The sequence below is a fragment of the Vreelandella sp. H-I2 genome (genome assembly GCF_052959335.1).
Window position 1 is genome coordinate 311,268 of record NZ_JBRAMC010000002.1, and the last position, 12,989, is coordinate 324,256.

11 protein-coding genes and 1 pseudogene are annotated in these 12,989 nt (G+C 54.6%); 8 read left to right on the forward strand and 4 right to left on the reverse strand.

Going from position 1 to position 12,989, the window contains the following annotated elements; all coding sequences use genetic code 11:
• The first annotated feature begins 31 nt into the window (after positions 1 to 31).
• Together doeB and ACUVOF_RS05955 are read left to right on the forward strand one after the other, a co-directional pair.
• Entirely contained in the window at positions 32 to 1,063 is a 1,032-nt protein-coding gene (gene doeB / locus ACUVOF_RS05950; RefSeq protein WP_447043467.1) for a N(2)-acetyl-L-2,4-diaminobutanoate deacetylase DoeB, read from the forward strand.
• 8 nt (positions 1,064 to 1,071) lie between these two features.
• Positions 1,072 to 1,548, forward strand: coding sequence for an Lrp/AsnC family transcriptional regulator (locus tag ACUVOF_RS05955; RefSeq protein ID WP_447043468.1), 477 nt, complete (start codon positions 1,072 to 1,074; stop codon positions 1,546 to 1,548).
• A 20-nt stretch (positions 1,549 to 1,568) separates the two neighbouring features.
• Here ACUVOF_RS05955 and ACUVOF_RS05960 read toward each other — a convergent pair.
• Positions 1,569 to 2,722: pseudogene (locus tag ACUVOF_RS05960) on the reverse strand (diguanylate cyclase domain-containing protein).
• Between the two features lie 433 nt (positions 2,723 to 3,155).
• On the opposite strand from ACUVOF_RS05960, the gene ACUVOF_RS05965 reads away from it, so the two are divergent.
• Complete coding sequence (locus ACUVOF_RS05965; RefSeq protein WP_447043469.1) at positions 3,156 to 4,652, forward strand: NAD-dependent succinate-semialdehyde dehydrogenase; 1,497 nt, start codon at positions 3,156 to 3,158, stop codon at positions 4,650 to 4,652.
• A gap of 71 nt (positions 4,653 to 4,723) precedes the next feature.
• Entirely contained in the window at positions 4,724 to 6,157 is a 1,434-nt protein-coding gene (locus tag ACUVOF_RS05970) for an aminotransferase (RefSeq protein ID WP_447043470.1), read from the forward strand.
• Between the two features lie 82 nt (positions 6,158 to 6,239).
• Here the strand turns inward: ACUVOF_RS05970 and ACUVOF_RS05975 are convergent, their stop codons facing one another.
• From ACUVOF_RS05975 to ACUVOF_RS05985, 3 genes are all read right to left on the reverse strand, one after another.
• Positions 6,240 to 8,195 carry a TonB-dependent receptor domain-containing protein gene (locus tag ACUVOF_RS05975; RefSeq protein WP_447043471.1) on the reverse strand — a complete coding sequence of 652 codons (1,956 nt, stop codon included), beginning with the start codon at positions 8,193 to 8,195 and terminating at the stop codon, positions 6,240 to 6,242.
• Positions 8,196 to 8,279: 84 nt separating this feature from the next.
• Complete coding sequence (locus ACUVOF_RS05980; RefSeq protein WP_447043472.1) at positions 8,280 to 9,644, reverse strand: histidine kinase sensor domain-containing protein; 1,365 nt, start codon at positions 9,642 to 9,644, stop codon at positions 8,280 to 8,282.
• Positions 9,641 to 10,330, reverse strand: a complete 690-nt coding sequence (locus tag ACUVOF_RS05985; RefSeq protein ID WP_447043473.1) for a response regulator transcription factor — start codon at positions 10,328 to 10,330, stop codon at positions 9,641 to 9,643. Before ACUVOF_RS05985 ends, ACUVOF_RS05980 begins: the two co-directional genes overlap by 4 nt.
• Positions 10,331 to 10,493: 163 nt before the next feature.
• On the opposite strand from ACUVOF_RS05985, the gene ACUVOF_RS05990 reads away from it, so the two are divergent.
• The 4 genes from ACUVOF_RS05990 (at position 10,494) to ACUVOF_RS06005 (ending at position 12,911) form a co-directional block, all read left to right on the forward strand.
• The gene (locus ACUVOF_RS05990) at positions 10,494 to 11,171 is read left to right on the forward strand and encodes a haloacid dehalogenase type II (RefSeq protein ID WP_447043474.1); all 678 of its coding nucleotides are present in this window, start codon (positions 10,494 to 10,496) and stop codon (positions 11,169 to 11,171) included.
• A gap of 61 nt (positions 11,172 to 11,232) precedes the next feature.
• A complete protein-coding gene (locus tag ACUVOF_RS05995; RefSeq protein WP_447043475.1) occupies positions 11,233 to 11,580 on the forward strand; it encodes a putative quinol monooxygenase in 348 nt (115 codons plus the stop codon).
• A gap of 61 nt (positions 11,581 to 11,641) precedes the next feature.
• Positions 11,642 to 12,109, forward strand: a complete 468-nt coding sequence (locus ACUVOF_RS06000; protein ID WP_447043476.1) for an S-ribosylhomocysteine lyase — start codon at positions 11,642 to 11,644, stop codon at positions 12,107 to 12,109.
• Between the two features lie 184 nt (positions 12,110 to 12,293).
• A complete protein-coding gene (locus ACUVOF_RS06005) occupies positions 12,294 to 12,911 on the forward strand; it encodes a LysE family translocator (RefSeq protein WP_447043477.1) in 618 nt (205 codons plus the stop codon).
• Positions 12,912 to 12,989 lie beyond the last annotated feature (78 nt).

Consider the following 12,989-nt stretch of genomic DNA (forward strand, 5'->3'; position numbering starts at 1 on the left):
AAAGAGCCGCCCGTATAAAAAGGAATACCCAATGATCGATCAGTCGAGCCAACTACGACCAAGCCCTATTTCCGCCACCGTGGATTTCGACGCTGACGGCGTGCAGCACGGCTTTTTAAAGCTGCCCATCTCTACCGACGAGTCTGCCTGGGGCGCGGTGATGATTCCAGTGACCGTGGTCAAAAATGGTGAAGGCCCAACGGCATTGCTGACGGGTGGCAACCACGGCGATGAGTACGAGGGTATTACCTCGCTGCTGAAGCTTTCCTCGACGCTGAAAGCGGAAGACGTAACAGGGCGTGTGATCATCGTGCCTTGCATGAATACGCCGGCAGTGATGGCAGGTAAGCGCACCTCGCCAATGGATAAAGGCAACCTCAATCGCAGCTTTCCCGGTGATCCCAATGGTAGTGTGACGCCGCAAATAGCCGATTACTTCACCCGGGTGCTGGTGCCGATGGCGGATATCGTGCTCGACCTACACTCCGGCGGCCGTACGCTGGATATCCTGCCGTTTGGTGCGTCCCACGTGTTGGATAACAAAGCGCAGCAGCAATCCGCCCTTGAGGGCGCCAAAGCCTTTGGGGCGCCTTACGCTATGGTGATGTTTGAACTCGATGCAGAACGGTTGTTCGACACTGCCTGCGAGCGTCAGGGTAAAGTCTTCGTCGCCACAGAATTGGGCGGCGGTGGCACCTCGACACCCCAAAGCATCGCTATTGCCGAGCGGGGTGTGCGCAACTTCTTAATCCATTACGGCTTGGTAGAAGGCGATGTTGAAATGCCGCAAGGCGGGCAGATCTATCTCGATATGCCCGATGCCAGCTGTTATGTGCAGAGCCAACACACCGGCGTGTTAGAACTGTTAGTGGCGTTGGGTGATGAGGTGAAAAAAGGCCAAACCATCGCCTACGTGTATGACATGACGCGCAGCGGTACCGCTCCGGTGGCGTATAAAGCCGAGCGTGATGGCATTTTGATGGCCCGCCGTGCGCCCTCGCTTATCAATATGGGGGACACCCTGGCGGTGATCGCCGATGTTGTTGAACGCCTGGAGGCTTAGCGCCTGGCATGATGAAATTGGACCGGTATGATCTAAAAATCCTCGATATCCTCTCCCGTGACGGGCGGATCACCAAGTCCAAGCTGGCCGAGGCGATTAACCTCTCGGTCAGCCCCTGCTGGGAGCGAGTAAAGCGGCTGGAAAAGGCGGGTGTTATCGAAGGGTACACCGCCCGTATCAATGCGGACGTGCTGGTGCCACGCAACCCTGTTTGGGTGCAGATCGAACTCAAGCAGCACAACGCCGAAAGCTTCTCTCGTTTCGAAGCGCTGGTCATGCAAACTCCTGAGGTGACCGAGTGTGTGGCGGTAGGCGGCGGCGTTGATTACCTCGTTAAGTTTGAAGCGCGCACCATCGATAGCTATCAGCGTTTAATGGATAAGTGGCTGGTGTCTGAAGCGGGGATTGAGCGCTACTTCACCTATATCGTCACCAAGACCGTCAAACGCGAGCCAATTGGCATCGATATCGACGTGGGCTACTAAGCGTTATCGGCGTCAACGCTCTAAGTCGGTAGCGGTGGAAGGGCGCTACCCTTCGTGTGTGAGCCGTAGCGCACCCGGTTGCGCCCCTCGCGCTTGGCTTTATAAAGCGCGACATCGGCGGTTTTGATCAATCTTTCGAGCTCTGTTTCCGGGTCGAATGGCCCAGCACAAACCCCCACGCTGACCGTTACCTTACCCTCTTGCGTGGGCTGGTGGGAATAGCCAAACTGGCTACTTTGTGGCGAATGTTTTCCGCGAGGGCGAGGGCACAGCGTGGCCGCGGGGTGTGTTCGGAACGCAAGATGAGGAACTCTTCGCCGCCAAAACGACACGCCACGTCATCGTTGTCACAGGCGGTGCGGATCGCGCTGGCAACGGCACGTAAGCAGCGATCCCCTTCGGCGTGGCCATAATAGTCGTTAAAGGTTTTGAAATAGTCCACATCGACAATAATGACCGCTAGGTAGCTTTGCCTGGGTGGCTGTTGCTGTAACGCCGCCGCATGGCGATCAAGGGCGCGGCGATTGGCAAGCCCTGTTAGCGGGTCGACGTGGGAAATTCTTTCAAGCTCTGCATTGCGTGCAGCCAACTCTTCGCGCAGCGCTTCCACACTCACGTTTTCCAAGTAGAGCCGCAGTGATTCTGCGCAAAAACGGTAGTTGGCTATCAATGTTAATACCAGCACCGGGACACTCAGTGCCAGATAGTTCATCACATAGTTGCTGTTAGCCCCGGCTAAAAAACCTACCGTGGCATACAGGCACGCGAAGACAAACAGCGAACCATAGAGGCTGTATTCAAAAGGCGGGATGAGAACAATGGTCAGCACCATTAGAAATACCAGGCCCGCGTAAAAGTAGCCCAAGACATGCGGGTTCTCTGAGCTGAATAGAACGGCGCACCACACCACCGTGGCAAGACATACCACCAATACGGCGGCCAGTTCTTTGCGCCGTATCGAAACAGGGCGCTTGTAATAGGCAAAGAGCATGACGGTGGGTGGCCCGACGATGAAACCGCGTAGTAACACCGAACGGATAGCGATATCAGGCAGCAAAAAAATATCGACCAGCGTGTAAGAAAAATAGAACAGTGCCAGTAGTGATGTGTGCAAATGCAATGACCGCAGACGCGTATCGTGACGGTCGATATCGTACTTGTGGCGTACCGTCATTGTGCCGATACGTTGTGAGAGCTGTTGGTAATAGGAAAGTCGAAACACGTTTACCCTCACACAGTTCGTCAAACCATCACGTCATCGCCTTGTTATAGCGGTACGGCTAACTTTATTAAAGAGAAGCCAAGCTTAACCGAGAAATTACCCGCGTGGTGCTGAAATATTTATTTACAATAATTGTTTAGCTTTGAATGAAAGGGCTATGTTGTCGTCTCGACGCGTTAAATGAATATCTCACCAAAAAAAACCACTGCCAAACGCTCATCGACAAAAAAAGTCGCGTGATAAGCCTCGGTTTTCAAAAACACTTCGTGGCCCCTCTCCGTTAACCTGTGTGCATTCGATAGCAAGGCTTAAGAGCGCTTGCTACCAATGCCACACAGTGACTGCAGCGCTCGGTTAGCCAGACTGCATTTGAGGGGAGGTTTCCATGACCACACTATCGACCACGCTCGCCAAGCGCCTGGAAGATCCGCGCCTTTTCCGTCAGTATGCCTATGTGAACGGTAAATGGACGCATGGAGAAGGTGGTCGCGAAGAAGCGGTATATGATCCTGCCACCAATGAAGCGATCGGCCATATCCCGCTGTTGGAAGCCGAACAAATTACTGCTGCGGTAGATGCCGCTGAAGCCGCTTTCGTTCACTGGCGGGCACTGCGTGCCGACGAGCGCTGTGAGCGTTTACTGGCTTGGTATGACCTGATTCAAGCCAACCGTGAAGACCTTGCCACCATCATGACGCTGGAGCAGGGCAAGCCGCTGCCGGATGCCCGTGGTGAAGTGGAATATGGCGCAAGCTTCGTGCGCTGGTTCGCCGAAGAGGGCAAACGCACATACGGCGAGACCATCCCCAGCCATATTCCTAATGCATCGCTCGGTACCATTAAAGAGCCGGTCGGCATTGCCGCGATGATTACGCCGTGGAACTTCCCACTGGCGATGATTACCCGCAAAGCCGCCGCGGCACTGGCGGCGGGCTGCCCTGTAATTATAAAACCGGCCAATGAAACGCCCTTTTCAGCGCTGGCGTTGGCGGAGCTTGCCGAGCGTGCTGGTATTCCTGAAGGCATTTTCAACGTGGTGCTGGGCGATCCGGCGGAAGTCTCAAAGATTCTCTGCGCAGAATCACGTATCCGTGCATTGTCCTTTACAGGCTCTACTCGCGTGGGCCGGCTATTAATTGAACAGAGCGCGCATACCGTTAAACGACTGTCGTTGGAACTGGGCGGCAATGCGCCGTTTATTGTTGGGCCGGATATGGACCCCAAAGAGGCGGCCTATGCAGCCGTAAACGCCAAGTTCCAAACGGCGGGGCAGGATTGCCTAGCCGCCAACCGCATCCTGGTGCACGAATCCATCCATGATGAATTTGTTGAGCAATTCACCGAACGCATGGCGGCACTCACCGTAGGCAATGGCCTACAGAGCGAGATAGACCTGGGCCCGCTGATTCATCGTCAGGCGGTAGAAAAAGCAGCCGCCATTGTCGATGACGCCATTTCCAAAGGCGCCACCATGATCGGCGGTGATCAAAGCCAGGCACCCGGCGAGAATTTCTTCATGCCAGTGTTGCTGACAGGCGTCACGCCACAAATGAAAGTGTGGCGAGAAGAGAACTTTGCCCCTGTGGCCGGTATCACCGCCTATAGCACCGACGATGAAGTCATTGAAATGGCGAATGACACCGAGTACGGGCTGGCCGCGTATATCTACACTCACGATATTCGTCGTATCTGGAAACTGATGCGCGCGCTTGAGTACGGCATGGTCAGCGTCAACTCGGTGAAAATGACCGGCCCGCCGGTACCCTTCGGCGGTGTGAAGCAGTCCGGCCTTGGCCGTGAAGGTGGCGCCACCGGTATTGATGAGTACTTGGAGACGAAGTATTACTGCCTAGGCGCACTTGGCTCGGTATCAGGCAGCTAGTAGCCAAGTCGACAATAATTTAAAACACCCTCCCTGCAATGCGGGGAGGTTTATCGTACAGAGAGAACGCTATGAGCTTGCATCAGGATTTGATCGAACGCGATCGTAAAGTCACTTTCCACGCCTCTACCCACCTGCGTGACTTCGCCCACGGCGATGCGCCGGGCCGTGTGATTACCGGCGGCAAAGGTATCAATATCGTGGACAAAGACGGCCGTGAGTTTATCGACGGCTTTGCTGGGCTTTACTGCGTCAACATCGGCTATGGTCGCACCGAGGTGGCTGAGGCAATTTACAAGCAGGCGCTCGAACTCTCTTACTACCATACCTATGTGGGCCACTCTAACGAGCCACAGATCGAGCTTTCTGAGCGTATCCTCAAGATCGCCGGTATGAACATGTCAAAGGTCTACTACGGCATGTCCGGCTCGGACGCCAATGAAACCCAGCTCAAGATCGTGCGTTACTACAACAACGTACTGGGCCGCCCGCAGAAAAAAAAGGTGATTTCGCGCATGCGGGGATATCACGGCTCGGGCATCGCTTCCGGCTCACTAACTGGCCTGAAGGCGTTTCACGATCACTTCGATCTACCGATTGATACCATTCGCCATACCGAAGCGCCGCACTACTATCTGCGTGCCGCTGAGCAGCACGGTATGACTGAGCTTGAATTCTCTGCTTATTGCGCCAATAAGCTGGAAGCGATGATTCTGGAAGAAGGCCCCGATACTGTCGCCGCCTTTATCGGCGAGCCGGTACTGGGCACCGGCGGTATTGTGCCGCCGCCGGAAGGCTACTGGGATGCGATTCAAGCCGTGTTAGCCAAATACGACGTGCTGCTGATTGCCGACGAAGTGGTGTGTGGCTTTGGCCGTACCGGCTCTGACTTCGGCAGCCACCACTACAATATGAAACCTGATCTGGTCACCATCGCCAAAGGCCTCACCAGCGCTTATCAGCCGCTTTCTGGCGTGATTGTCGGTGAGAAAGTCTGGCAAGTGCTTGAGCAGGGCACCGGTGAGTTTGGCCCTATCGGCCACGGCTGGACCTACTCCGGCCACGCGCTGGGCTGTGCGGCAGGGCTGGCTAACCTCGACATTATCGAGCGCGAAAATCTTGTAGGTAATGCCGCCGAAACTGGCGCTTACTTCCAGCAGCAATTGAAAGCTAACTTCGAAGGTCACCCGCTGCTGGGTGATGTGCGCGGTGTTGGCTTAATGGCCGCACTAGAATTCTCACCAGAGGCCAAGCAGCGCCTGCACTTCGACCCTGCGTTGAAAGTGGGTCCTCGCGTGGCGGCAGCAGCGATGGAAGAGAACCTGATTGCCCGCGCCATGCCCCAAGGCGATATCCTCGGCTTTGCGCCACCGCTCACCATCAATCGTGGTGAAGTGGACGAAATGATTGGCCGCGCCAAACGCGCCATCGACCGCGTCACCGATGAGCTAACCCGCTCGGGCGACCTGAAAACGGGCCAGCAGGAAGCTGTTTTTACGGTTTAACAGCGCTGCTGACACTGCTAAGCATCAATGCCCGCTAAACGTAGCGGGCATTGTTATATAAAGAGTGAGAAAAGAGAGCGTGCTAGAAGCGATAGTTCACACCTAGGCGTATGTCGCGACCTGGCTCGGCCAGCCCCACAATGCCTTCGTAGCCGGGAATATGCTCGAAGTCGGCGTTGCTGGCATGATTGAGATATTGCTTATCAAGCAGGTTATTGACGGTGAGCGTGAGTGCTAAATCCTCACTGCTGGTCGGTAGCCAGCGAACGTAGGCATCATGGACACCGTAACCCGGCTTGCTGATCGTGCCGACCGAGGTATCCAGTGCGCCAATGCCTTCCACAAACTGGCCACGCCAGCCTACCTGCCAATCGCTGTTCACCTGGTAATCCACATGGGCAGCCCAAGTGTCACCGATGGTGTTACCAATACCGTTGTATTCGTAAACGGTCAGCGGCTGGCCGTTCAGTTCGATATCGTTGTGGTGGAAGCTTAATCCTGCCGAGAGCGCTGACCACTGATAACCAACGCTCAATACATAGCCATCGGACTCAAGGTCGCCCACATTTTGATACACCGTCGGTCGGCCTAACGGGTCGGCAATTACATCATCAATGGTGGAGCGATAAAGCTCGGCACTGAGCTGCCAAGGCCCTTGTTCAAAGCGAGCGGCAACTTCGCTATTGCGAGCCTGCTCGCCGCGCAGGTCGGGTGAATTCGCAGCCCCTTCCAGCTTGAAGGCATCATGGGCTTTAGGGCCGCGAAAGGCGCGGGCATGACCAGCGCTTAGCGTCACGCTGTCGGTCACCGACCACTCGGCATCAATATTAGGGCTAACGTCATCTTCCCGATAGGAGAGGCCGCTATTGTCGGTTAACCGGTAGCGGTCATAGCGGGCACCCACGCCCACGCGTAGCGTCTCGGTGAGCTGCAGGTCATCTTGGATAAAGACACCGGCAATTTCTCCACTTTCCCGCTCTTGCGTTGGGTTCTCGGCATAACCCGCGGTGACTTCGTCATCTCGGTAATCGAGGCCATAAGTGACCTTATGGTTACCCACGCGACTGGTGTTAGCGATGCTAACGCCGGTGGTTTCGGATTCACCAAGGTAGCGGCCCCAACGATCCGCCACGTTTTGCTCCACATCGGCGGTGGTGTGGTAAAGGGTGGCATCAAGATCCAACCATGTTTGTCCCTGGGGGCGCAGGCCGTAGTTGAGCGTGCTGGTTTGGCGCTCGGCATCCAGAGAGTAGAGACGGTTGAAGTCACTAACGACCCACTGGGGGCGCTGGGCACGCTCGCCTTCGTCCTGGCGCAATTCATGGCTCAGCGTAAAGCGCTGAGCACCGAAATCGCCAAGCAGTTTAAGCTGACCTAACTGCTGGTTAGCCTCGGTACCCGCCTGCTCGTTGCCGTTGCCATCCTCATAACGCTGCTGGTCGCGCTCTACCAGTGTGCCCATCGCGCTCCACTGGTCGTTAAAACGGCCAAATAGCGTGGTGCTCACCCGGTAGCTCTCTGGGTTGCTGCCGGCACCAGCGGAGATCAGCCCACCGAAACGCTCTCCATCGCGCAGCAGGTCGTCGGGATCTTTGGTGACAAAGCGAACGCTGCCGCCCAGTGCCCCTGGGCCATCGGTGGCGCGGCCAGCCCCTGCACTCACTTCCACACGCTTGAGTAACGCCGGGTCTACGCCTATGCGTCCCGTATGGTGGAACAGGCTGCCACTTTGGGAAGCGCCGTCGATAGTCACGTTTAACAGCGGGTCTTCCACGCCGCGCACATAAAGTTTCTGAGCAATGCCTAGCGAGCCGCCAACGTTGACTTGCGGCTCTTGGTCAAGAATCTCGCCAAGATCCTCTGCTTGGTAGCGCTCTAGTGTATCTTCCTCTACGACACTGTCGCTGTTATTAAGCGAGTCGGCCACTACTTGGACGGTATCAAGCGGCTGTGTTGATTGAGCAAACGCCGTACTGCTCATTAAAGCGGCAACGGTCAGGCTAAGCGAATGACGAAGGAAACGAGCGGTAGGCTGCATGATAACGAGTAAGCTCCCAATTTTTTTCTATTTGATTATTATTCTCGTTTGAGAGGTGTTGATTGGCTACTGTTTTTACAACTGTTACATCTGCTGCGTGTTCGCCGCGTCCTTTGGGAGGGTAATGGTGTGCTCCAATCCACCCTCACGGTGGTTGCGCGTAGCGATCTCCCCACGCACGGCGTTGATTTGACGCAGTGCAAGGGCAAGCCCCAATCCGGTGCCCTCGGGGCGCGTTTGACGTGCATCCGGAGTGCGGTAAAAAGGTGTAAAGAGGTGCGCAAGCTGTGCTTCCTCAACGCCTGGGCCGTTATCACGCAGTGTGAGCTGGTAGTGATTCTTCTGCTGGCGCAGGGAGAGGTAGAGCGTTGGCGTCTGACAAACAGAGCTTGAGTAATGACAGGCATTACGCAGCAGGTTTTCCAGCGCTTGGGCTAGCGCCCGTTGACTGGAATCTTGAAGCGGCGCGCTATCAGGTAGCGACACACACCACTGGTGGCGGGGGTATTCAAAGCGCACGTCATCAATGAGTGCATCAAGCAGGTCCACCAGATCAAAGGTATCGCTCTCAAGGTTAGGGACCTCATGGGTTAACCAGGCGAGCGTGAGCGCATCATTGACTAGCTGGCGCATCTGCTGGCTCTCCTGTTCAAGCCGGGTAAGCTGGCTGGATGTAGCAGGAGATGCCCGCATTTGGCCAATTGTCAGGCTAAGGCGTGTGAGTGGAGCGCGAATTTCATGGGAAAGATCGGCGAGCAGCTGGCGCTGAGCAGTGATAGTGCCTTGAGTTTTTAGCGCCATGCCATCAAAACGGGCTATCAATTCGCCTAGTTCATCGTCTCGCCGCGTGGGCTGGGCCGCTGAGTGCGGTTGCCCATCAGCCAGCGCCTGGGTAGCATCACGCAGGTAGCGCAGCGGGCCCATAATGTGTCGGTATAACAGCCAGGCAATCGCGAGCAGCGTTAAAAGTGGAATCAGCCCATTTACGAGCCAAATAACCGTATTTAGATGGCTGCCAGGGCGCATGCGCTGAGGTAGGGTGATTAAAAAGTGGCGATACCCCCCATCAAAAGTGATATCCATGATGGGGTTGTCGGCAAAATAAAGATGTATCGGCCACTCGATCAATCGTCCCAGCCGATACCCTTCCTGGAATTGTGCCGAGAGCGTACCACCTGCTAGCGGTGTGACATTAGAGGTAACCACGGCCGCCCAGGTGTCTTCTTGGGCTTGCAGTGCATCAAGCCACGCCGCTAATGCCTCCTCATCGCCCGCGTTGTAGAGTGCTTCTGCCTTCGCGCCCCAGGCAGCCAGGGTGCGCTGGTGTTGTGGAGCGATGACGCTCATTTGTCGTTCGGTCCACTTTTCAAGCAGTGAGGTGGCGAGTACCAAGGTAATGCCGCCCACTGCGACGACGCCGCAAAGCTTCCACAGTAAGCGCTGCTTCATTGCAGGCAGTAGCCTTTGCCGTGTTGGGTTTGCAACCGATGGGCATCAAATCCGGCGCTACTTAGTTTTCGGCGAATCCGGCTGACGTGCATATCTAAGCTGCGGTCATAGGAGCTGTATTCACGCTGAAAAAGGCGATGATAAAGATAGCTTTTACTCAGCGTTTGGCCGCGATGCTGGGCCAGCAGCCACAGTAAGCGAAACTGCAGCGGTGTTAACTCCACACTGCTGCCAGCGACATTTATTTCTGCCGTTGCTTGGTTCAGCGAAAGCGCGCCTAACGTTAACCGTTGGGTTTGGGTGACAGGCTGTTGGATCGTACGTCGTAACAGCGCCTCGATGCGTAAGTTCAACTCTATCGGATTGAAGGGTTTCGCTAAATAGTCATCCGCGCCATTTTGCAGGCCACGGATACGCTCCTCTTCCGCACCGCAAGCGCTGAGCATTAACACTGGCAGTGACCCCTGTTGGCGCAGTGTGGCTAATAGCTCTAGACCACTCATGCCGGGAAGCCGGACATCTAAGAGCAGCAAATTAATATCCCCAGCCTGGGCGCGCAACAGCCCGCTTTCTGCGTCTATGCAGTGGGTTACATGGTACCCCTGATGGCTTAACAATGACGTTAACTGCTCGCCTAAAACAGGGTCATCGTCGACAATTAAAAGGTGCATGCTGGTGGTTGTCATAGAATGATAAGGTGCTTTATTCGCTAATGATAATCATGATTGTTTAAGCGCTGATTAGCAAGCCTCCCTGGCTCTGAAAGGGGCAATGGATGTGGAGGTTTTTAATGGGCCCGCTACGCTTAGGCAGAGTCAATGCACAAATGTTTGAAAGGAGACACCTACGATGCAACCGGTATTAGCCTTCGATGTTTACGGCACGCTGATTGATACTCAGGGAGTGACAACCGAGTTAGAACGACGCTTGACGGATGTTGATAAGGCAGGCGAATTTGCACGTCGTTGGCGCGAGAAGCAGCTTGAGTACAGCTTTCGTCATGGGCTGATGGGGGCTTATGTACCGTTTTCTGAATGTACCCGCGAAGCGCTGGTTTTCGTTGACCGGGCACTTCAGACCGGTCTTTCCGATAACGACCAAGATCACTTGATGGCGATTTATGGTGAGCTACCTGCGTTTGACGATGTTGTTCCCGCGCTGGATCAATTGCGCGATGCGGGCATACGCTGTGTGGCGTTTTCGAACGGCACTGCCGACGCCGTTTCAAAATTACTGACTCGCGCGGGCGTTGAGAGCCACATGGATGACGTGATAAGCGCGGATGAGGTAAAACGCTTTAAGCCAGACCCTGCCGTGTACGCTCATCTTCGCAGCCGCCTAGAGACACGTCCGGAACATACGTGGTTAGTTTCAAGTAATCCATTTGATGTGATTGGCGCCACGCACGCGGGATTACGCAGCGCCTGGATACGTCGTAGTTCTGAATCGCCTTTTGACCCATGGGGTATTGAGCCTGATAAGACAGTCACGGATTTAGAGGCACTGGCTGAACGCATTATTCGTTAGGTTGGTAACCTGCCTAGACAAGCCGCATAATGTTGTACGCTTAACGATTTAGGATATGAGCATGTCAGAAAAAATTTACTGCATTGCTGGCTTTAAACCCAAACCAGGCAAAGAAGAAGCAGTGTTTAAAGCGCTTCAGTCACTTGAGCCGAATTCCCATCGTGAAGATGCTTGTATTCATTACACCGTGACACGTCAAATTGACAACCCTTACGCACAGGGCACAGGTTACCCGATTGTTTTTCATGAAATCTGGGCCAGTCGTGAAGAGTTTGAAGCGCACTGTCAACGCAAAGAGATTCAAGACTTCTTCGCTAAACACGTTGAATCGCCCGATGGTGATATTGAAGATGCTAACGTGTGCGTTTACACCGATGAGCCATGGAATTTTGACGCGCCCAAGGTATAACCCTAGCGTGTAAAATAGGCCAACTAGCTAAACGAAAAGCGACACGGAAAAAGGAGCTAACATGACCGATAAAAAGATGAACGTCGAGAGCTTTAACCTGGATCATACCAAGGTAAAAGCCCCGTACGTGCGTTTAGCCGACATTAAAGAAGGCCAGCATGGCGACCGCATTCACAAATACGACCTGCGGATCTGCCAGCCCAACAAAGACCACATGGAGATGCCGGCGCTGCACTCGCTTGAGCATTTGATGGCCGAGCTGTCGCGCAATCATACTGATAAAGTGGTCGATATCAGCCCCATGGGCTGCCAAACCGGCTTCTATATCGCGATGATTAACCACGATGACTATAACGACGTGCTGACCATCATCGAGCAAACCTTGAACGATGTACTCGTCGCAACAGAAGTGCCCGCCTGCAACGAAATGCAGTGCGGCTGGGCCGCTAGCCACAGCCTGGAAGGCGCTCAGGAACTGGCCCGTAACCTGCTGGCCAAGCGCAACGAGTGGACCGAGGTATTCGCTTAAGCGTTCTGTAACCGTACGAACGTAGCAAGCCAAACGCCTCCTGGATGATAGGTAATCCAGCGAGGCGTTTTTAATGGTAGTACTGCAATAAAATGAAAAAACAACAAAATAGAAAACAACGAATGCTAAGCGCTCACTAAAGCTGGGCGGCTAGTACAACAGGCGCATTTTTCATGGGCGAGGCATGGATATGGTGTTGGATACGTGGCTTTTATACTTGATTGCCTGCATTGGCCTCTCGCTTTCGCCAGGGCCAAACGGGTTGCTGGCGCTGACCCACGGCGCGCTCCATGGCAGTCGCAAAACGCTGTTCACTATCGTCGGCGGTGCCACGGGCTTCATGCTGATTATTGTCCTATGTATGTTTGGCATTGGCGCGCTGCTCAAGTCATCGGTCGTTTGGCTGACGGTATTAAAATGGTTGGGTGGGGCCTATCTTGTCTGGCTGGGTATTCAGGTATGGCGCTCGCCGCCCATTACCGGTGAGATCGATATTAATGCAAGCCGAGCGAGCGGATGGCAGCTGTATCGTCAGGGTATTTTGGCATCGGTTACCAACCCCAAGGTGCTGCTGTTTTTCAGCGCCTTTCTCCCTCAGTTTATCGATCCGCAGCGCAGCTTGATGCTGCAATATTTCGTGCTAGCAGGCACTTTTGTCGTGATCGAATGTGCTGTGGAGGGCTTACTCGCCAAGTTGGCCAACCGAATTCGCCATTGGTTGAAGCGCGTCGGCCGAGGATTCAACCGCACCTGTGGCGGCATCTTCATCGCCATTGGCACCGCATTGCCGCTTAGGACGTAAATTCAGTTAACGGAGTCGGCGAGTGCGTTATAGATAACCATTGACTTCCTTATCTGGTGCCCCTATAAACCGGAGACA